Raw genomic sequence first — 20,010 nt, 5'->3', positions numbered from 1 at the left:
ATATGAATGGAAGGACGGCTTAGCCGACGCCGAGCGCCTTGAGCTTGCGGTGCAACGCCGAGCGCTCCATGCCGACGAACTCGGCGGTGCGCGAGATGTTGCCGGAGAACCGGCTGATCTGCGCGATCAGATAGTCGCGCTCGAACGCCTCGCGAGCCTCGCGCAGCGGCAGGCCCATGATGTGCTCGCCATTATTGCCGGTCGGCATCGTCGGCACCATCGAGCCGACATCCTGCGGCAGCATGTCGGCGGTGATCACCGCATCCGGTCCGCCGCCGGCCAGAATCATCAGCCGCTCGACGTTGTTGCGGAGCTGGCGGACGTTGCCGGGCCAGACATGCGATTGCAGCACCGCCATCGCGTCCTGGCCGATCTGCCGGCGCGGCAGGCCGGTCGCCGCCGAGATCTGCTCCATGAAGTACTCGATCAGTTCCGGAATGTCGTCGCGGCGCTCAGATAGCGGCGGGACGCGGATCGGCACCACAGAAAGCCGATGATACAGATCTTCGCGGAAACGGCCGGCAGCGATTTCCTCTTCGAGGTTGCGCGCCGTCGACGAGATGATGCGGACGTCGACATTGACCTTGGTGGTGCCGCCGCAGCGCTGGAAGGTCTGCTCCACCAAGACACGCAGAATCTTGTTCTGGGTCTCGCGCGGCATGTCGGCGATTTCGTCGATGAACAGCGTGCCGCCGTGCGCCTCTTCGAGCGCGCCGGCCTTGCGCGAATGCTCGCCGTTGGCTTCGACGCCGAACAGCTCGATTTCCATTTTCTCCGGAGTGATCGCCGCGGCATTGATCACCACGAACGGCCCCTCGGCGCGCGACGACGAATTGTGCAGCGTCCGCGCCGCCAGCTCCTTGCCGGCGCCGGACGGGCCGACGATCAGAATCCGGCTGTTGGCCTTGGCGGCGCGCTCGATGGTCTGGCGCAGCTGATTGATGCAGGCGGAGCGGCCGACCAGCGTCGATGCCGACGGCGCGAGCTGCTTCAATTCACGCACCTCGCGCTTCAGCCGCGAAGTTTCGAGCGCACGCGTCGCCACCAGGATCAGCCGGTCGGATTTGAACGGCTTTTCGATAAAGTCGTAAGCGCCGCGCTTGATCGCCGCGACCGCGGTTTCGATGTTGCCATGGCCGGAGATCATCACCACCGGGACGTCGGTGTGATCCTTCTTGATCTGCTCCAGCAATTGCAGACCGTCGAGCTTGCTGCCCTGCAGCCAGATGTCGAGGAAGATCAGGTTCGGCCGCCGATTGGCGATCTCGGCCAGCGCCGAATCGCTGTCGCGCGCAGTGCGCGTGGAGAAGCCTTCGTCCTCGAGAATACCGGCAACGAGATCGCGGATGTCCGCTTCATCGTCGACGATCAGAATATCATTCGCCATGGTCGCGCCTGTCGCTTTAGCTGCCGCTGGCAGCCGCTATCCTTGGTTCGTTCTCGGCCTGCTGTTTTGGTTCACCCGATCCGGGAGGTGATGCCGGCTGACCGGACATCGCGAATCGAAGGCGCATCCATGCACCGCGCTGGCCTGGACGAACGTGGGATGCGTCGTTGAGTTCAATGCCGCCGCCGTGGTCGACCAGCACACGTCCGACGATCGCAAGACCGAGGCCGGTGCCCTTCTCACGGGTGGTGACGTAGGGTTCGAGCAGCCGCGAACGGCTTTCTTTGGGCAGACCGATGCCGTTGTCGATCACGTCGATCACGACGAAGTCGCCGTCGCGTGCCGCCACCACTTCGATCTTGCCCTTGCCGAGTTCTTCCTCGGGCACAGCCTCGATCGCCTCGGTGGCATTCTTGATGATGTTGGTCAGCGCCTGCGAGATCAGGCGGCGGTCGAACCGCGCGTGCAGCGGCTCGTCCTTGATCTCGGTTTCGATGTCGACGTCGGGATGCCCGACGCGCATCAGGAACACCACCTGCCGCACGGTGTCGCCGACATCCTCGCCTTCGATCACCGGCTTCGGCATCCGGGCAAACCGCGAGAATTCGTCGACCATGCGCCGGATGTCATCGACCTGACGGACGATGGTGTCGGTGCACTGCTCGAAGATGCTCTTGTCCTCGACGATCACCTTGCCGAACTTGCGCTTGATCCGCTCCGCTGAGAGCTGAATCGGCGTCAGCGGATTCTTGATCTCATGCGCGATGCGGCGCGCGACGTCGCCCCACGCGGAGGTGCGCTGCGCCGACACCAGCTCGGTGATGTCATCGAGCGTGATGATGTAGCTGTCGCTGGTATGGCCGGTCTGTTCGGCGGTGACGCGGACGTTGAGGATGCGCTCGCGGCCGTCGCGGATGATGGTGATCTGGCCCTGCACCAGGCGCTGCGATCCCTCGCGCGCATTGGCCATGATCTCGTCGAGCTCGGGGATGATCTCGGACAGTGGATGGCCAAGCGCTTCGGCCTCGGCGTGGCCGATCAGCTTCTCGGCGGAGCGGTTGAGGATGCCGATCGACAGCGAGCCGTCGACGCCGATGATGCCGGCGCTCGCTGACGACAGCACCGCCTCGATGAAGCGGCGCCGGCTATCGATCAACTCGCTGGCGCTGACCAGCTCGTCGCGCTGGGTGCGCAGCTCCTGGGTCATCTTGTTGAAGGTCATGCCGAGCTGCGACAGGTCGCCCTCGGATTTCGACACCGGCACCTGGACGTGCAGGTCGCCGGTCGAGACCAGATGCGCTGCGCCCATCAGGCGGCGGATCGGCGCCACCAGCCAATTGGCGAAGTTCAGGCCGATCAGAACCGCCGACATCAGCACGGTGAGCGCGATCACCGTGAACATCAGCGCGAACGCGACCTGGACGCCAAGCCGGCGCGCTTCGAGTTCGGAATATTCGGCGACGCTGGCCTGGGTCTGGCGTAACTGCGCCACGACGTGCGGATCGAGGAAGCGCGCGACGTACAGGAAGGTGTCTTCGAAGCCCTTCAGCCGGATCACCGCGGCGACGTAATTGGCCTCGATGAACACCGCGATCTGCGGTTCGGTGTCGTCGACGTTCTTCAGAAACTCCGGCGCCGGCACGTCGAAGTCGCGGCGGATGCCGTTCTGCGCCGCCTCCAGAATGTTGCGGTCCTTGTCGATCAGCATCGCGCCCGGCAGGTTGCGGGTGGCGGCGTCGTTGGTCAGGAATTCGCGGAAGGATTTGCGGTCGAGGTCGAACAGCGCCCGGGCGTGCGAGATGTCGTTCGCCATGCCGAGGATGTCGCCGCGGATCAGCTGGCCGTGCTCGTGCAGATAGGCGTTGGCGACGATCAGCGAGTTCTGGATCACCGCCCGGGTCGGGCCGGAGAACAGCCGGTCGAGGCCGCGGTCGAGCGTGACGTTGGCGACGATCGACACCAGCACCGCCGGCAGCACCGCGATCACCGAAAACAGGCTGACGATCTGGATGTGCAGCCGCGACGCCGCCCGCCCCCGCCGGCGGGCCTGGACCACCTTCCAGACCTCGCGGGCAATGATACCGAGCAGCAGCAGGATGGTGACGGCGTTGATCAGCAGGAAGCTGACCACGACTTCCCGGGTCGGCGCGATCGGCGTCAGGCCGGTCAGGACGATGAAGGTCAGGAACGCCGAGAACAGCGCAATGCCGACTGCCATCGGGGCCAGCAGCTTGCGCCAGGTGCGCAGCCGCGGCTCGGCAATCGAGGGGTCGTCAACGGGTTGGGCCGACGTCTCTGCGCTGGTCATTCCGGCAATAATCATTGAATGCGTTCGGCCGCCGCTTTGAGCAGACCGTGTGATGCATTCCTACAACAATGTTGCTCAATTGCGACAATATCGCGGCGCCTCGCCCGAGCCACCTCGGGCGAGTACGCGGTCCACAGCCGAAAAGCTTGCCCCGGCGTCTCAGCCGCCGGTGCGGTAGACCTGAATGTCGAGGTCTCGGATCTTCTTCCGCAGGGTGTTGCGGTTGAGCCCCAGCAAGTCGGCGGCCCGAATCTGGTTGCCGCGAGTCGCCGCCAGCGCAGCGGTGAGCAGCGGCACTTCGATCTCGCGCAGCACCCGGTGGTAGAGGCCGGGCGGCGGCACACCATTCGGGAAGCCCGAGAAATGCGACGACAGATACATCTCTACCGCGCCGCCGAGGTTGTCGACGGTGTGCGGAGCGTTGCCGCCCGCGACCACCGGCGGCGGCGCCAATTCGCCGTCGATCACCGAGGCGGTGATCACCTCCTGCGGGTACAGCGCCGCCAGTCGGCGCGCGAGATTTTCGAGCTCGCGGACGTTGCCCGGCCAACGATGCTGCTTCATCCGCTCGAGCGCCGCGGCGTCGAGCTTCTTGGCTGGCAGGCCATCCTTCTCGGCCAGCGCGAAGAAGTGCCGGACCAGATCCGGCAAGTCCTCGATGTGCTCGCGCAGCGGCGGCAGCCGCAGCGGCACCACGTTGAGGCGGAAGAACAGGTCTTCGCGGAACAGGCCCTGCTGGATCAGGACGCGGAGGTCCTTGTTCGACGCAGCGACGATCCGGACGTCGGTCTTGATCGGGGTGCGGCCGCCGACCGTGGTGTACTCACCCTGCTGCAGCACGCGCAGCAGCCGGGTCTGCGCTTCCATCGGCATGTCGCCGATTTCGTCGAGAAACAGCGTGCCACCCTCGGCCTGCTCGAACCGGCCCGAGGCTCGGGTGTTGGCGCCGGTGAAGGCACCACGCTCATGGCCGAACAATTCGGATTCGATCAGGTCGCGCGGGATCGCCGCCATGTTAACGGCAACGAACGGACCGTTGCGACGCTTGCCGTAGTCGTGCAGCGCCCGCGACACCAGCTCCTTGCCGGTCCCGGACTCGCCGGTGATCATCACCGTGAGGTCGGTCTGCATCAGGCGCGCCAGAACGCGATAGATTTCCTGCATCGCCGGCGAACGGCCGACCAGCGGGATCGAGTCGAATTCGCCTTCATCGTTCGCGCTGGAGATCCGCTCCTTCGGCTCGGCAAGCGCGCGGCCGACGATCGCGATCAGCTCCTTCAGGTCGAACGGCTTCGGCAGATATTCGTAGGCGCCCTTCTCCGATGCGCGGATCGCCGTCATGAAGGTGTTCTGCGCGCTCATCACGATGACCGGCAAATTCGGGCGCAGCTTCTTGATCCGCGGCAGCAGATCGAACGCGTTCTCGTCGGGCATCACCACGTCGGTGATCACCAGATCACCCTCGCCCTGGCTCACCCAACGCCACAGCGTCGCCGCGTTGCCGGTCAGCCGCACTTCGTAGCCGGCGCGCGATAGCGCTTGGTTGAGTACCGTGCGGATGGCGGTGTCGTCGTCCGCGACGAGAATACTACCTGCGGGCATTGGGAGTCCTCATCTTGCAGTCTGTGAGGCATCGGACGACGCCGGCGCGTCCTCGCCGTTCGGGGATTGAAGGGCCTTAGCGGTGTTGAACATCGGCATCAGCACCCGGAAGGTGGTTTTGCGCGGCTGCGATTCACACTCGATGATGCCGCCGTGATCGCCGACGATCTTCGCTACCAATGCAAGACCGAGGCCGGAGCCGGACGGCTTGGTGGTGACGAACGGATCGAACAAGTTCGGCAGCAGATCTTCGGGAACGCCGGGACCGTTGTCCCGCACGCAGAATTCCAGCGGCAGCGACACCCGCGTCTTCTTGCCCGGCACCGACAGCCGGACGCCGGGGCGGAACGCGGTGGTGAGTTGGATCTCGCCATCGGAGCCGAGATCGACCACAGCCTCGGCAGCGTTCTTCACCAGATTGAGGAACACCTGGATCAGCTGATCCTGATTGGCGAGCACCGGCGGCAGCGATGGGTCGTAGTCCTCGATGAACTTGATGTTGCGGGCAAAGCCCGACTGCGCCAGCCGCTTCACGTGATCGAGCACCGAGTGGATGTTCACCGGGCCGCGTGCGACCGGACGGTCGTCGCCAAACACTTCCATACGGTCGACCAGCGTGACGATACGGTCGGCCTCGTCGCAGATCAGCCGGGTCAGCATGCGGTCTTCGGCGGACGCCTGCTGCTCCAGCAGTTGCGCCGCGCCGCGGATACCGGACAGCGGGTTCTTGATCTCATGCGCCAGCATGGCGGCGAGCGCGATCACCGAGCGCGCCGCGCTGCGATGCGTGAGCTGGCGGTCCATCTTGTCGGCGATGGTGCGCTCCTGCAGCATCACCACGATGTGGCCGGGCCGTTCATTGAGGGGCGCGACGTGAAGATCGACCTGGCGGTCGGCGCCGATCCGCGGCGTGCCGAGGTCGACCTTGTATTCGTTGACCGGAGAATGCCCGACGCGAACCTGATCGATCAACGCCAGTAGCGGGCTGCCGAACGGCACCAGATCGGTCAGCGACTGCCGCCGCAGCAATTGCGTCGAAATCTCAAAGAACGATTCCGCCGCCATGTTGGCGTCGACGATCTTGCCGTCCGGGCCGACCAGCAGCACGGGATTCGGCAGCGCGTTGAGGATCGCATCGCTGTCGGTCGGCTGCGCCCGGCGCGGTTCGACGATGGCGTTCATGCGGCGGCCCTCCAGGCGAAATCATCGTAGGCATCGGCGAGCGCGCTGTGCACGCGGGCCGGATTCTCTTCGGTCAGGATCGTGGTGCGCCAGCTCTTCAGAACCGACGGCGGAGCGCCGGCGCTGGCAGCGGCCACCTCGAGCGACCAGCCGAGATGTTTGCGGGCGTGACGCAGCCCGATTTTGACGCCGTACAGCGCCAGAATGTCGTCGTAGAGCGTGCGCAAGTAATCGCGCTGCGCGGCGAGCGGAGGCTCGGCCTCGACCTGACCGGTGGTGAGCTGGCGCCCGATCTGCCCCGGCAACCACGGCCGCCCCTGGGCGCCGCGCCCGATCATCACCGCGTCGGCTCCGGAGCGCTTGAGCGCCTCGACCGCGCTGGCGTGGCAGGTGATGTCGCCGTTGACCACCAGCGGAATCGAGATCGCGTCACGGACGGCGCGGACCGCGTTCCAATCGGCTTCGCCCTTGTAGAATTGCTGCCGGGTGCGGCCATGAACCGTGACGAGCTGCACCCCGGCGTCCTGCGCACGCCGCGCCAGCTCGGGCGCGTTACGCGAACGATCGTCCCAGCCGAGCCGCATCTTCAGCGTGACCGGCACCCGCACCGCACCGATCGTCGCCTCGATCAGCGTCAGCGCGTGATCGAGATCACGCATCAGCGCCGAGCCGGACAGACCGCCGGTAACGTGCCGCGCCGGGCAGCCCATATTGATGTCGATGATGTCGGCGCCCCCGGCTTCCGCAATCCGGGCGCCCTCCGCCATCCAGCGCGCCTCGCAGCCGGCAAGCTGGACCACGTGCGGCCCCTGCCCGACCTTGTCGCAGCGACGAACCGACATCCGGCGGCCGGCGACCAGATCCTCGCTGGCGGTCATCTCCGATACCACCAGACCGGCGCCCAGCTCCGCGACTTGCCGGCGGAACGGCGCATCGGTAATGCCTGTCATCGGCGCCAACAACACCGGATCAGGCACCGCAATATTGCCAATCCTCAAAGGCGGCGAACCTGTTACAGTCGGGCGCGTCACTCGTTGCTCATTTGATAGCCAGCGCAGTTGCAGGCTCGGCCTCGCTCAATGTTTGAGCATAGTAGATCATTGCCTACAGTTTAGCCAATCATATCTGACATGCAAGTGCGTTGCAGCAATTGTCCCCGGCCGCCGGCGGCTGCGGCGATGGAATCATGCTGCTTTCCTGCTCCGGCATGGTAAGGGCTGTGCACCGGCGCGACCAGCGCAGGCCATCCCAATTCCGTATCAATTGATCCGATGCCGAACTCGCCCCGTACTGCTGCCATTATCGTCGCCGCCGGTCGCGGCCTGCGCGCCGGCGCAGGCGGTCCCAAGCAATACCGCACCCTCGCCGGACGGCCGGTGATCGCCCGGGCGATGGAGCCGTTCTGCACCCATCCGGGCGTGATGGCGGTGCAGCCGGTGACCAATCCCGACGACACCGAGATGTTCAACGCGGCGGTGGCCGGCCTGAATTTCCGCCCCGCGGTTGGCGGCGGAGCGACCCGGCAGGCCTCGGTGCGCGCCGGCCTGGAGGCTTTGGCCGAACTGAAGCCGGATATCGTGCTGATCCATGACGCCGCGCGCTGCTTCGTCACCCCGGAACTGATCTCCCGCGCCATCACCGCGGCTGGCGCGACTGGCGCGGCGCTGCCGGTGGTCCCGGTGACTGACACCATCAAGCAGGTCGACGCCAACGGCGCGGTCGATGCGACGCCGGACCGCGCTACCTTGCGGATCGCCCAGACCCCGCAGGCGTTCCGCTTCGACGTGATCCTCGACGCCCACCGCCGCGCTGCCCAGGACGGCCGGGACGAATTCACCGACGACGCCGCAATCGCCGAATGGGCGGGATTGACGGTGTCGACCTTCGAGGGCGATGCTAACAACATGAAGATGACCACTCCGGAAGATTTCGCGCGCGAGGAAAGCCGGCTGATGGCCGCACTCGGCGATATCCGCACCGGCACCGGCTACGACGTTCATGCGTTCGGCGAAGGCGACCACGTCTGGCTGTGCGGCCTGAAGGTGCCGCACACCCGCGGCTTCCTGGCGCATTCGGACGGTGACGTCGGCCTGCATGCGCTGGTCGACGCGATCCTCGGCGCGCTGGCGGATGGCGACATCGGCTCGCACTTCCCGCCGACGGATCCGCAGTGGAAGGGCGCAGCCTCCGACAAGTTCCTCAAATACGCGATCGACCGCGTCACCGCGCGTGGCGGCCGCGTCGCCAATCTCGAAGTGACGATGATCTGCGAGCGGCCGAAGATCGGCCCGCTGCGCGACGCGATGCGCCAGCGCATCGCCGAGATCACCGGCGTGCCGGTGTCGCGCGTCGCGGTGAAGGCCACCACCAGCGAGAAGCTCGGCTTCACCGGCCGTGAGGAAGGCATCGCGGCGACCGCATCCGCCACCATCCGGCTGCCCTGGGGCGCCGACGGACTGGCCGGCTGACGATGAGTAGCAACGACGCCCGCGCCCTCGCCCGCTCGTTGCTCGACCTCTGCCGTTCGCGGAAGCTGATGATCGCGACCGCCGAGTCCTGCACCGGCGGTCTGGTCGCCGGCGCGCTGACCGACATCCCCGGCTCGTCCGACGTGATCGACCGCGGTTTCGTCACCTATTCCAACGCCGCCAAGCATGACCTGCTCGGCGTCGAGAACGCCACACTCACCACCTTCGGCGCCGTCAGCAAGGAAACCGCGATCGCGATGGCGGTCGGCGCGCTGGAGAATGCCGACGTCGATCTCGCGGTCTCGATCACCGGGATCGCCGGCCCCGGCGGCGCGACGCCCGGCAAGCCGGTCGGCCTGGTGCATTTCGCGGTGGCGTCACGCGACGGCCGGATCTCGCATCGCGAGCAGCGGTTCGGCGCGATCGGCCGCAGCAACGTCCGCCAGCGCTCGGTGGTCGAAGCCCTGCGGATGCTGCTGGAACTCGCCCGCGGCCCGAAGCCGCCGACCAAGGCCAAGCGCGAAGTCGCCACCGGCGTGCACAAACGCGTCGCCCGCTCCCCCCGCCGCGTCGCCGCCAAGCGTCCGCAGCCGAAGCGGCCGGTGAAGCCGAAGAAGACTTAGCGGCGGCGCTATTCGTCAGGCCGGCATGAAGTGCACGGCTCGGCCCGATCATCGCCGTCCCCCTCCGCGAAGGCGGAGGGCCAGTATCTCAGAGCACTCGTGATCTGCGGAAGCGCTCTGGAATACTGGGTCGCCCGGCTTGTTGTATGGCCCGGAGAGATAGGTAATGGCTGTTCGGAGACATGGGTAACACATCGATGGCATCGAGAGGCTCAGGAGGCCGGGATGCCGTGGCCCAAGGTGTTACTCATGGACCAGAGGATTGAGTTTATTCAGTTGTTTCAGCAGCCGGAGGTGAACCGGCAGGAGCTGTGCCGCCGGTTCGGGATCAGCCCGAAGACCGCCTACAAATGGCTGAAGCGAGCGACCTCTGGTGATCCGGATTGGGCGCAAGATCGGACCCGGCGTCCGCATCGCTCGCCCAAGCGCAGTGGCAAGACGATTGAAGCGGCGGTCCTGCAGATCAGGGACGATCATCCGGCCTGGGGAGCGCGCAAGATCCGCCGCCGCCTGAAGACGGCGGCCGTTCCGGCGGCCTCGACCGTGCACGCCATCCTGCAGCGGAACGATCGAATCCCGGCGCAGCAGCATCCGCCGCATTATACGCGGTTCGAACACGCCGCACCGAACGATCTCTGGCAGATGGACTTCAAAGGACGATTCGCATTCGGCAACCGCGTCTTCTGTCATCCGCTCACGATGGTCGACGACCATTCACGATATAATTTGTGCCTGCAGGCTTGCGCTAACGAGCAAAGCGAGACCGTCCAGCAGCACCTCGAACGAACCTTCGGCCAGTTCCGTCTACCGAACGCTTTTCTGGTCGACAACGGGGTGCCGTGTGGCACTTGCTCGCAGATGCGATGGACAAAGCTGCGGGTCTGGTTGCTCAAGCTTGGCGTCGACGTCGTCTACGCGCGCCCCTACCATCCACAGACCAACGGCAAGAACGAGCGCTTCCATCGCACACTCAAGGAAGAGGTGCTCTCGATGATGGCGTTCACAAGCCTCCGACAGATCCTGGCGGCATTCGATCGCTGGCGCAAGGTCTACAACATGGAACGGCCACACCAAGCGATCGACTACGATGTGCCGGCGAGCCGTTATCGGCCGAGCGAGCGTTCGATGCCGACCAAATTACCCGAAGTCGAATACGAAGAGGGCACGATCGTGCGCCGGGCCAGCCAACTCAAAGCCGACTTCCGCTTCGCCAATCGCCGCTTCAGCGCACCCGAAGCTTTCCGCGGCGAACTGCTGGCGATCAGACCAACTGCCATCGATGGCACCTTCGGCGTCTTCTTCGGCGCCCACCAAATCGCATGCATCGACCTACATAAATCGGCTAAATGAAACCGTGACCCATGTCTCCGAACACCCGTCACCCATGTGCCCGGGCCATACATCGAGCCCGGCGATGACGACGGAGTGTGTAGATTCAAGTATTCGCCATCTCCGTCATTGCGAGCGAAGCGAAGCAATCCAGCTCCGTGCATCGAGCTGGATTGCGTCGTCGCTGCGCTCCTCGCAATGACGGAAGGCTGTTGACGGTGCGAAACTAACTACACCCGCGACAGCTTCGGGCCGGTGCCGTAGATCTGGTCGGCGCGGGTTTCGAAGGCTTCGGCGAAGCGGTGGAACGCGGTGTCGAACATCGCGCCCATCAGGGTGGCGAGCATCCGGCTCTTGAATTCGTAGGCGATGAAGAAGCCGACTTCGCAGGCGCGCTCGGTCTTGGCCGCGAACGTCCAGCGGTTCTCCAGATTGGAGAATGGGCCTTTGAGATACTCGACCAGGATCTTGAGATTGGCGCGATCGAGGGTGACGCGGCTGGTGAAGGTCTCCTGCACCAGCTTGAACGACACCGTCATGTCGGCGATCACCACCTCGTTGCCGTCCGGCTGCTGGATGCGTTCGCGGATCTTCAGCGCCTTGCACAGCGGCACGAATTGCGGATAGCGCTCGACGTCAGCAACGAGGTCGAACATCTGCTGAGCACTGTGCGGCACTCTGCGCCTGTTGGAAAACTGCGGCATCGTCTCGGACTTCAGGTCTTGGACTGTTAGCGGGCTCGCGCCGCGCGCGCCGCCTTGAGCTTGGCGAAGTCGTCGCCGGCGTGATGCGACGAGCGCGTCATCGGGCTCGCCGACACCATCAGGAAGCCCTTGGCGTAGGCGGTGGTCTGATAGCCGGCGAACTCGTCCGGCGTGACGTAGCGCATCACCGCGTGGTGCTTGCGGGTCGGCTGCAGATACTGGCCGATGGTGAGGAAATCGACCTCCGCCGAGCGCAGATCGTCCATCACCTGCAGCACCTCGTGGCGCTCCTCGCCGAGGCCGACCATGATGCCGGACTTGGTGAAGATGGTCGGATCGAGTTCCTTCACCCGCTGCAGCAGCCGGATCGAATGGAAGTAACGCGCGCCCGGCCGCACCGACAGATAGCGCGACGGCACGGTTTCGAGATTGTGGTTGAACACGTCCGGCTTGGCGGCGACCACGACTTCCAGCGCGCCGTCCTTGCGCAGGAAGTCCGGCGTCAGGATCTCGATCGTCGTGGTCGGGCAGGCTTCGCGCACCGCGCGGATCGTCGCGGCAAAGTGCGCCGCCCCGCCGTCGGCCAGATCGTCGCGATCGACCGAGGTGATCACCAGATGCTGCAGCCCGAGCTTCCGCGTCGCCTCGGCGACATAGGCCGGCTCGTTGGCGTCGAGCGCGCCCGGCATCCCGGTCTTGACGTTGCAGAACGCGCACGCCCGGGTGCAGGTGTCCCCCATGATCATGAAGGTGGCGTGCTTCTTGTCCCAGCACTCGCCGATGTTCGGGCAGCCGGCCTCTTCGCACACAGTGTGCAGGCCGTTTTCCTTGACGATGCCGCGGGTCTCGCCATAGCCGCGCGTGGTCGGCGCGCGCACCCGGATCCAGTCCGGCTTCTTCGGCGACAGCGCGTCGGGCCGCGCCGCCTTCTCCGGATGCCGGGGGCGGACGGGATTGGCGGACACCGTATCGACGAGAACGACCATGAGCTGCCTGGGTTTGCGCGAGAACCCTACCTAATCCGGCCGCCCCCGTCCCGCAACCCGGGCTGCTTGCGGGCCGTTATCCCTTGGAATAATGCTCGAATTGTAAGCATAACGCGCATCGTCGGCCGCGCCTTCTGGCGCACAATCCCTGTCGCAGATGACCAAGCCCCGCGTTCCGAAGGCGTCGCCGGACGGAACACATCCCACCCTCGGCCCACTACTGAAGCGCCGGTTCTTTGCCCGCAGCGTCCACGACGTCGCGCCCGAGCTGATCGGCGCAACGCTACTGTTCGGCGGCGCCGGCGGTGTCATCGTCGAGGTCGAAGCCTATCACCACACCGACCCGGCGGCGCATTCCTATGGCGGACCGACACCGCGCAACCAGGTGATGTTCGGCCCGCCGGGCGTCGCCTACGTGTATCGCTCCTACGGCATTCATTGGTGCGTCAATGTCGTTTGCGAGCCCGAAGGCTCGGCCAGCGCGGTGCTGATCCGCGCGCTGGAGCCGACTCACGGCCTTGCGGCGATGCGCAAGCGCCGCGGTCTCGACGAGCCGCGCAGCCTGTGTTCCGGCCCCGGCAAGCTGGCGCAGGCCCTCGGCATCACCATCGCTCACAACGGCCTGCCGCTCGACGCCGCCCCGTTCGCGATCCATCGCCGGATCACCACGCCGGAGATCGTCACCGGACCGCGCATCGGCATCACCAAGGCGGCCGATTATCCGTGGCGCTATGGGCTGAAGGGCTCGCGGTTCTGGAGCAAGCCATTCCCGCGCTGAGCGCGGTTCAGTTTGCCGCCCTCGCCTTCCGCAAATGGTCCGGGTACCACACCGTGAAGATCGCGGTGCCGATCAGCACCGCATAGGAGATCAGCTCGTAGGCGAGTTCGGGCAGTGCGACCTGCTCCATCTTGCCGAATGCCAGCGCCGCGTTGATGGTGAAAGCCGTCGCCCAGATGCCGGTCATCAGCACGTTGATGCGGATGAATTTCGGATCGTTCCAGACAGCCGGATCGACATGCTCCTTGGCGTAGTCGAGCGTGAACGGCTTTCCGAGCAGGATGGTCAGCCAGGCGCCGGCCGCCAGCGCGCCGTTGGCGAGCACGCCAAGATGGTGCAGCGTCCAGGTGTCGTTGAAACCCATCACCGCGATGGTCGCGGCGCCGAAGAACACCACGCCGACCCACAGAATGATACCGCGATGGAGCTTCAACACGCCCATCAGGACCGTCAGCGCCAGTGCGACGCAGAGGCCGATCTCCACCCGGAGCAACGTGTCACGGGCGATGATCAGAAACGACAGCCACGGCGCAAACGAGATCAGCAGCTTGAGGAAAGCGAGCATCGGCACAGCCCCCTTGATGCCCGATCCTACGCGACTGCCGCGGTGTCATACTTTGGCGCCGATCAACGCCGCGGAGACGGACAGCAGGTGCACGGAAAGCGCTCAGCCGAGCGTGTGGCACGCCGCTTCGAGCCGGTTACCGTCCGGGTCGGCGATGAAGGCCGCGTAGTAACCGGGATGATAATCGCGCAGTCCCGGTGCGCCCTGATCGATGCCGCCGTGCGCGAGCCCGGCTTGCCAGAATGCATCGACCACTGAGCGGCTACTCGCCTTGAAGCACCAGTGCCGGCCATAGGCCGGCTCCGGCCTGTCGCCCTTGCGGATCGACAGATAGACGCGGTCCGGATGATCAGGCCGCGCCCGCTCGCCATAGCCGAGCCAATCGCCGCGGGCGCCGACTTTGACGACGCCGAGCGCCGCCATGATCGCATCGTAAAACGGCTCGGCCACCGCAATGTCGGACACGGTGATCGAGACGTGGTCGAGCAAAGGTCAGCTCGCGTTCTTGAGCCGAAGCAGCGCTTCGAGGATCTTGACCTTGCGTGCGACCGCGGCCTCGCGCTTCTCGCGTTCTTCCTCGACAACTTCTTCGGCGGCGTTGGCAACGAACTTCTCGTTCGCCAGCTTGGCCTCGGCGCGCTTGATGTCGGCTTCGGCCTTGCCGAGCTCCTTCTCGAGCCGGACCTGCTCGGCGGCGAAATCGACCACGCCCTTGAGCGGCAGCGCCGCCACTTCGCCGCGCACCAGGAGCTGCACGGCCCCTTGCGGTGCCGCGTCCGCGAACGAGATGTCGCCGACGCGAGCCAGCCGCTTGATCACGTCACTCCAGCGGCTCGCCCGCGCATTGGTGTCGGCGGAAGCGCCGGCCAGCACCAGCGGCGTCAGGGTCGACGGCACGATGTTCATCTCGGCGCGCACTGAGCGGATCGCGGTGACGAGATCGACCACCCAGCCGATCTCGGCTTCAGCCGCATCGTCGGTGAAGTCCGGCTCCTGCGGCTCCGGAATTGCCAGCATCGCCGGCCCGGCCATCGGATCAGTCGCGGCAGAGGCCGCCAGCACCGACACTTCCTCGTCCGAGATCCCGGCCTTGCGCGACCACGGCGCCAGCACCAGCAGTCCGTCGCGCGGCGCGGTCACCGCCCACAGCTCTTCGGTGATGAACGGCATGAACGGATGCAGGATCTTGAGGATCTCGTCGCGCGCCCACGCCACCATCGCCCGGGTCTCGGTCTTGGCAGCGCCCTCGTCGCCCATCAGCACCGGCTTTGCGAGTTCGAGATACCAATCGCAATACACGTTCCAGACGAAGCGATACGCAGCTTCGGCGGCGTCGTTGAAGCGATAGGATTCGATCGCCTCGGTGACCTCGCGCACCGCGCGGACGGTCTCGTGCGCGATCCAGCGGTTCAGCGTTTCCTTGGCCGCCGTGAAATCGAAGTCCTTCGGCGCGACGCAGCCGTTCATCTCGGCGAAGCGGCATGCGTTCCAGAGCTTGGTGGCGAAGTTGCGATAGCCTTCGACGCGCGAAGTCGCGAGCTTGATGTCGCGGCCCTGCGCCGCCATCGCCGCCAGCGTGAAGCGCAGCGCATCGGCGCCGTATTGGTCGATCAGGTTGAGCGGATCGATGACGTTGCCCTTCGACTTCGACATCTTGGCGCCCTTCTCGTCGCGAACGAGGGCGTGGATGTAGACAGTCGGGAACGGCACATCGTCCATGAAGTGCAGGCCCATCATCATCATCCGGGCGACCCAGAAGAAGATAATGTCGAATCCGGTGACCAGCACATTGGTCGGATAGTAGCGGTCGAGTTCGGGCGTCTCGTCCGGCCAGCCGAGCGTCGAGAACGGCCACAGTGCCGACGAGAACCAGGTGTCGAGCACGTCCTCGTCGCGGGTGATGAAGCCCTCACGCTTGGCGGGATCTTCCGCCATATCGTGGGCCTGCGCGGGCGTGATCACTTCCTGCTCGACGTAGTAGCCGAGCGCGTTGCCGACCGCCTCTTCCTCGGTTTCGGCAACGAACACCTTGCCGTCCGGCCCGTACCACGCCGGGATCTGGTGGCCCCACCACAGCTGGCGCGAGATGCACCACGGCTGGATGTTCTCCATCCACTCGAAGTAGGTCTTCTCCCAGTTCTTCGGCACGAAGGTGGTCTCACCCGAGCGCACCGCGGCGATTGCCGGCTGCGCCAGCGTCTTGGCGTCGACGTACCACTGGTCGGTGAGGAACGGCTCGATCACCACGCCGGAGCGGTCGCCATGCGGCACCATGTGGACGTTGGGCTCGATCTTCTCCAGGAAGCCGAAATCATCGAGCCGCGCCACGATCATCTTGCGGGCGACGAAGCGGTCGGTGCCGTTGATCTCCTCGGCGAATTCGCGCGCGCCTTCCGGCAGGCCTTCGAGATAGGCGCTGTTGTCCGCGACCGAGATCTTGCCCTCAATGTCGAGCACGTTGATCTGCGGCAGATGGTGCCGCTTGCCGACATCGAAGTCGTTGAAGTCGTGCGCCGGCGTGATCTTCACCGCGCCCGAGCCCTTCTCGGGGTCCGAGTATTCGTCGGCCACGATCGGAATCCGCCGGCCGACCAGCGGCAGGATGACGTGCTTGCCGACCAGATGCGTGTAGCGCTCGTCTTCCGGATTCACCGCCACCGCGGTGTCGCCCAGCATGGTTTCGGGACGTGTGGTGGCGACGACGATGAAGGTCGACGGATCGGCCGGATCGAAGGTCTTGCCCTCGAACGGATAGCGCAGATGCCAGAGGCTGCCCTTCACCTCGATCTGCTGGACTTCCAGATCCGAGATCGCGGTCAGCAGCTTCGGGTCCCAATTGACCAGCCGCTTGTCCTTGTAGATCAGGCCCTGGCGGTGCAGCTCGACGAACACCTTGGCGACGGCGCGGGACAGCCCCTCGTCCATGGTGAAGCGCTCGCGCGACCAGTCGCACGACGCGCCGAGCCGCTTCAGCTGGTTGACGATGACGCCGCCGCTCTCGGCCTTCCACTGCCACACCCGCTCCAGGAACTTGGCGCGGCCCATGTCGCGGCGGCTCGGCTCCTGGCGCTCCATCAGCTGGCGCTCGACCACCATCTGGGTGGCGATGCCGGCGTGATCGGTGCCGGGCTGCCACAGCACGTCGCGGCCGCGCATCCGTTCGAACCGGCACAGGATGTCCTGCAGCGTGTTGTTGAGCGCATGGCCCATGTGCAGCGAGCCGGTGACGTTCGGCGGCGGAATCACGATCGAGTACGGGACGGCGTCGCGGCGATCCGGACGGCCGGCCTTGAAGGCCTCCGCGTCTTCCCAGGCGCGCGAAATGCGGGCCTCGATGTCGGCTGGCTGGTAGGTTTTCTCGATCATGGCGCTGCAATCAAAAAAGGCGCGTCGCCGGGCCGCGAACGCGCTCGTTGGACGACGCTAGAAACCTTCCGGCGCGCCGCAAGTCAACAATGGAGGCCGGTCCATTGGATCAGGCGGAGGATCAGGCGGAGGCAGCGCCTCCGCCAAACGGGCTCAGCGCCCGCGCGAGACCCGCTCGATTTCCTGGCGGACGATCCGCTCGACCAGCGTCGGCAGATTGTCGTCGAGCCAAGCCTTCAGCATCGGCCGCAGCATCTCCTTGACCAGATCCTCAAGGGTCCGGGCATTGTTGCTGAGCACTGTGGTGGCGAGCGAATTGAACGCCGATTCCACCGCCGCGGCGGTGGTCCGCGACAGGATCGGCTGCTGCGGCTCTTCGCTCCAGGCCGCCGCCGCGGGCGGCGGCTCGTAGGCCGGCTCCGGCGCGCGCGGCTTGGGCGCGGCTTCGGCGAATTCGATGTCGTCCTCGATCGGCGCTTTCTGAACGGGCGGCGGCGGCGGAGGTGGTGGCGGCGGCGCCGGCTCGGGTCCGGGCTCCGGCAGCGCCATCTCGTCGGTCAGTTCGAGCACGTCGCCATCCGGCTGCGGCGGACGAACCTCCTCCTCCGTGGTGTCGGCGTCGAGGCCGGCGAGCAGCGCGTCGATGTCGTCCTGACTGTTGCTCTCGGCCGGCGCCGGCGTTGGCGGAGGCGCCGGCTTCGGCGCAGCGGCGGCGGGCTTGGGCGGCGCGGCTTGCGCCACCGGACTCGGTGCAGACGGAGGTGGGGTCATGGCCGCGGGCTTGCTCGGCGGGGGAGCCGGCTTGGGCGGCTCCGGCTTCGGGGCAACGGCCACCGGCGCAGGTGCCGGGGTCGCGGGCTTGGCTTCGTCATCGGCAATGATGCGACGGATCGACGCCAGAATCTCCTCCATGGAAGGCTCTTGCGCCTTTGCAGGCTGCGTCATCTCCGACTCCACATCATCACGCCCTTCCCGGCGTTGTAACATCAAAGCTCTACGGGAGAGACCGGTTCCGGATCGGCGGCGCCAGGTTTCGCGTTGGAAGCAGGACTTGTCCCCAGCTTCAACTACGGTACGCCCCGAGGTCCGCTCCACGTGTAACAACGTGGAGCGCCACGAAACACGGGCGCATCTCCGACTCGAATCGTCACGACGACCCGATCAACGGTAGGCAGCCGATTAGTTGTTTGCAAGCAAACGCGCCCGGGCAGAATCCCGGGCGCAGTCGCGGCCGCAATCAGCGGCCGTCGGGAGTCCGCACGCCGCCCCAGCTGTCGCGCACCTGCTGGTAGTGCACGCTGGGATCATAGACGTCGGTCTTCAGGCCGAGCACCTGCGGCGACAACCGGCCGACCGCGTTCAGCACCGCATAAGAAGCAACGACGCGGTCATGCTGCGCGGTCACCAGCGCGACGCGGGCATTCACCAGCGCCTGCTGCGCGTTCAACACGTCGAGCGTGGTGCGCTGGCCGGCGCGGGCTTCTTCACGCACGCCGTTGAGCGCGATTTCCGAGGCCTTGACCTGGGACTGCGCCGACGAGACCTGCGCCTTGGCGGCCTGCAGCTGGCCCCACGCCTGCACCACGCTGGCGCGGGTCTGGTCGCGCACCTGTTCGAGGTTGAGGCGCTGCTGCGCCAGCGTTTCCTTCGACTGCCGGATCAGCGCGTATTCACCGCCGCCCTGGTAGATCGGGACCGATAGCTGCGCGACGCCCGAAGCAAGGAACTGGCGCGGCGACGAGATCGACGGCTCCCACGACTGCTGCGCGCTGGCCTGCAGCGTCAGCGTCGGGAACAGCGCCCCCTCGTTGATCTTCACGTTCAGATAGCTGACGTCGATGCCGTACATCGCAGCGGTGACGTTCGGATTCTCGACCAGCGCCAGATTGATCGCCTGGGCCAGCGATGTCGGCAGATAGCGATCGACCGGCGAACCCGGCGCGAGATTGCCCGGCTCGGTGCCGATGATGCGGCGGTAGTTCGACCGCGTCGTCGTCAGCGTCGATTCGGCGGCGAGCTGCTGGGTGTTTCCGGCCGCGAGCTGCGCCTGCGACTGCGCCACGTCGGTGCGGGTCACCTCGCCGACGTTGAAGCGATCGTTGGTCTGCCGCAGCGTCTGCTCGAGCACGCGCACGTTGGAGCGCTGCACTTCGAGCGTGGCCGAGTCGCGCAGGTAGTCCATGTAGATGGTCGCGGCCGACAGTAGCACCGACTGCTCCAGCACCCGCAGACCTTCTCGCGCCGACGACACCTGGCTTTCGGCCGCACGGGTGCGGTTCGCCGTCTGATTGCCGTTGAACAGCGTCTGCGATGCGGTCACGCCGACCGAGCGCGGGATCTGGGTGCCGGACGCCTGGAACTGGTTGCCGGCGACCGACGAAATCACGTCGGTGTACTGATAACCGCCGCTCGCCGTGACGGCGACCTTGGGACGGTAGCCGGACAGAGCCTGAGGGACCGATTCGTCAGTGGCGCGCACCGAGGCGCGCTGTGCATTGAGCTGAGGATTAGTCTGGTAAGCGCGAACCAGCGCGCCTTCGATGGTATCCGCTCGGGCCGCTGTCTGCGACACGCACGCCAGAACGATGCCGGCAGCCGCGAGGCCGGAAATCCGCTTAAGCCCATCCATTCTGGCAATCCAATCCTGAACTTTTCCCCACACCGGACTTTCCGGTGCCCAACGCCGTGCGCTCGGCCGAACGATGTCCGGTA

General features: G+C 65.8%; 15 protein-coding genes and 1 pseudogene. 4 read left to right on the top strand and 12 right to left on the bottom strand.

Annotated features, from left to right (window positions below):
* Nucleotides 1-19 precede the first annotated feature (19 nt).
* The 5 genes from LRC39_RS13235 to dusB form a co-directional block, all read right to left on the bottom strand.
* Nucleotides 20-1,387 carry a sigma-54-dependent transcriptional regulator gene (locus tag LRC39_RS13235; RefSeq protein WP_107344571.1) on the bottom strand — a complete coding sequence of 456 codons (1,368 nt, stop codon included), beginning with the start codon at nt 1,385-1,387 and terminating at the stop codon, nt 20-22.
* A gap of 16 nt (nt 1,388-1,403) precedes the next feature.
* Entirely contained in the window at nt 1,404-3,695 is a 2,292-nt protein-coding gene (locus LRC39_RS13230; RefSeq protein ID WP_107344570.1) for a sensor histidine kinase NtrY-like, read from the bottom strand.
* A 159-nt stretch (nt 3,696-3,854) separates the two neighbouring features.
* Nucleotides 3,855-5,297, bottom strand: a complete 1,443-nt coding sequence (gene ntrC / locus LRC39_RS13225) for a nitrogen regulation protein NR(I) (protein ID WP_107344569.1) — start codon at nt 5,295-5,297, stop codon at nt 3,855-3,857.
* Nucleotides 5,298-5,306: 9 nt separating this feature from the next.
* Nucleotides 5,307-6,479 carry a two-component system sensor histidine kinase NtrB gene (locus tag LRC39_RS13220; RefSeq protein ID WP_346294613.1) on the bottom strand — a complete coding sequence of 391 codons (1,173 nt, stop codon included), beginning with the start codon at nt 6,477-6,479 and terminating at the stop codon, nt 5,307-5,309.
* The gene (gene dusB / locus LRC39_RS13215) at nt 6,476-7,477 is read right to left on the bottom strand and encodes a tRNA dihydrouridine synthase DusB (protein WP_346294612.1); all 1,002 of its coding nucleotides are present in this window, start codon (nt 7,475-7,477) and stop codon (nt 6,476-6,478) included. The genes LRC39_RS13220 and dusB overlap by 4 nt, the downstream gene beginning before the upstream one ends.
* A 273-nt stretch (nt 7,478-7,750) precedes the next feature.
* On the opposite strand from dusB, the gene LRC39_RS13210 reads away from it, so the two are divergent.
* The 3 genes and pseudogenes from LRC39_RS13210 to LRC39_RS13200 form a co-directional block, all read left to right on the top strand.
* A complete protein-coding gene (locus tag LRC39_RS13210; protein WP_346294611.1) occupies nt 7,751-8,947 on the top strand; it encodes a bifunctional 2-C-methyl-D-erythritol 4-phosphate cytidylyltransferase/2-C-methyl-D-erythritol 2,4-cyclodiphosphate synthase in 1,197 nt (398 codons plus the stop codon).
* Nucleotides 8,948-8,949: 2 nt separating this feature from the next.
* Nucleotides 8,950-9,570, top strand: a complete 621-nt coding sequence (locus tag LRC39_RS13205) for a CinA family protein (protein ID WP_107344566.1) — start codon at nt 8,950-8,952, stop codon at nt 9,568-9,570.
* 225 nt (nt 9,571-9,795) lie between these two features.
* Nucleotides 9,796-10,966: pseudogene (locus tag LRC39_RS13200) on the top strand (IS481 family transposase); the annotation flags it as partial.
* Nucleotides 10,967-11,129: 163 nt separating this feature from the next.
* On the opposite strand, the gene LRC39_RS13195 reads toward LRC39_RS13200, so the two are convergent.
* The gene (locus LRC39_RS13195) at nt 11,130-11,603 is read right to left on the bottom strand and encodes a type II toxin-antitoxin system RatA family toxin (protein WP_012496037.1); all 474 of its coding nucleotides are present in this window, start codon (nt 11,601-11,603) and stop codon (nt 11,130-11,132) included.
* Nucleotides 11,604-11,629: 26 nt separating this feature from the next.
* Nucleotides 11,630-12,589 (bottom strand): lipoyl synthase, encoded by a 960-nt coding sequence (gene lipA, locus LRC39_RS13190; protein WP_107355672.1) that lies wholly within the window; start codon nt 12,587-12,589, stop codon nt 11,630-11,632.
* Nucleotides 12,590-12,746: 157 nt separating this feature from the next.
* On the opposite strand from lipA, the gene LRC39_RS13185 reads away from it, so the two are divergent.
* A complete protein-coding gene (locus LRC39_RS13185) occupies nt 12,747-13,367 on the top strand; it encodes a DNA-3-methyladenine glycosylase (protein ID WP_346294610.1) in 621 nt (206 codons plus the stop codon).
* Nucleotides 13,368-13,374: 7 nt separating this feature from the next.
* Here the strand turns inward: LRC39_RS13185 and LRC39_RS13180 are convergent, their stop codons facing one another.
* The 5 genes from LRC39_RS13180 to LRC39_RS13160 all read right to left on the bottom strand — a co-directional run bounded on the left by LRC39_RS13180 (nt 13,375) and on the right by LRC39_RS13160 (nt 19,927).
* Nucleotides 13,375-13,932, bottom strand: coding sequence for a hypothetical protein (locus tag LRC39_RS13180; protein WP_346294609.1), 558 nt, complete (start codon nt 13,930-13,932; stop codon nt 13,375-13,377).
* A gap of 102 nt (nt 13,933-14,034) precedes the next feature.
* On the bottom strand, nt 14,035-14,421 hold the full coding sequence (locus LRC39_RS13175; protein ID WP_346294608.1) for a VOC family protein: 387 nt from the start codon (nt 14,419-14,421) through the stop codon (nt 14,035-14,037).
* A 3-nt stretch (nt 14,422-14,424) separates the two neighbouring features.
* A complete protein-coding gene (locus LRC39_RS13170) occupies nt 14,425-17,298 on the bottom strand; it encodes a valine--tRNA ligase (RefSeq protein WP_346294607.1) in 2,874 nt (957 codons plus the stop codon).
* 153 nt (nt 17,299-17,451) lie between these two features.
* Nucleotides 17,452-18,243 carry a PopZ family protein gene (locus LRC39_RS13165; protein WP_346294606.1) on the bottom strand — a complete coding sequence of 264 codons (792 nt, stop codon included), beginning with the start codon at nt 18,241-18,243 and terminating at the stop codon, nt 17,452-17,454.
* A gap of 292 nt (nt 18,244-18,535) precedes the next feature.
* Nucleotides 18,536-19,927, bottom strand: coding sequence for a TolC family outer membrane protein (locus LRC39_RS13160; RefSeq protein ID WP_107355666.1), 1,392 nt, complete (start codon nt 19,925-19,927; stop codon nt 18,536-18,538).
* Between the last annotated feature and the right edge of the window lie 83 nt (nt 19,928-20,010).

The sequence above is a fragment of the Rhodopseudomonas sp. P1 genome (assembly GCF_039642825.1).
GTDB classification, from domain to species: domain Bacteria; phylum Pseudomonadota; class Alphaproteobacteria; order Rhizobiales; family Xanthobacteraceae; genus Rhodopseudomonas; species Rhodopseudomonas palustris_H.
This window is presented reverse-complemented; position numbering and strand designations above follow the sequence as displayed.

Bases quoted from the DNA above. Each gene is read 5' to 3' on its own strand.
- lipA (WP_107355672.1), bottom strand. From the start codon at position 12,589: ATGGTCGTTCTCGTCGATACGGTGTCCGCCAATCCCGTCCGCCCCCGG.
- LRC39_RS13230 (WP_107344570.1), bottom strand. From the start codon at position 3,695: ATGACCAGCGCAGAGACGTCGGCCCAACCCGTTGACGACCCCTCGATT.
- LRC39_RS13205 (WP_107344566.1), top strand. From the start codon at position 8,950: ATGAGTAGCAACGACGCCCGCGCCCTCGCCCGCTCGTTGCTCGACCTC.
- LRC39_RS13195 (WP_012496037.1), bottom strand. From the start codon at position 11,603: ATGCCGCAGTTTTCCAACAGGCGCAGAGTGCCGCACAGTGCTCAGCAG.
- LRC39_RS13235 (WP_107344571.1), bottom strand. From the start codon at position 1,387: ATGGCGAATGATATTCTGATCGTCGACGATGAAGCGGACATCCGCGAT.
- LRC39_RS13185 (WP_346294610.1), top strand. From the start codon at position 12,747: ATGACCAAGCCCCGCGTTCCGAAGGCGTCGCCGGACGGAACACATCCC.
- LRC39_RS13210 (WP_346294611.1), top strand. From the start codon at position 7,751: ATGCCGAACTCGCCCCGTACTGCTGCCATTATCGTCGCCGCCGGTCGC.
- LRC39_RS13180 (WP_346294609.1), bottom strand. From the start codon at position 13,932: ATGCTCGCTTTCCTCAAGCTGCTGATCTCGTTTGCGCCGTGGCTGTCG.
- LRC39_RS13160 (WP_107355666.1), bottom strand. From the start codon at position 19,927: ATGGATGGGCTTAAGCGGATTTCCGGCCTCGCGGCTGCCGGCATCGTT.
- LRC39_RS13165 (WP_346294606.1), bottom strand. From the start codon at position 18,243: ATGACGCAGCCTGCAAAGGCGCAAGAGCCTTCCATGGAGGAGATTCTG.
- LRC39_RS13170 (WP_346294607.1), bottom strand. From the start codon at position 17,298: ATGATCGAGAAAACCTACCAGCCAGCCGACATCGAGGCCCGCATTTCG.
- ntrC (WP_107344569.1), bottom strand. From the start codon at position 5,297: ATGCCCGCAGGTAGTATTCTCGTCGCGGACGACGACACCGCCATCCGC.
- LRC39_RS13220 (WP_346294613.1), bottom strand. From the start codon at position 6,479: ATGAACGCCATCGTCGAACCGCGCCGGGCGCAGCCGACCGACAGCGAT.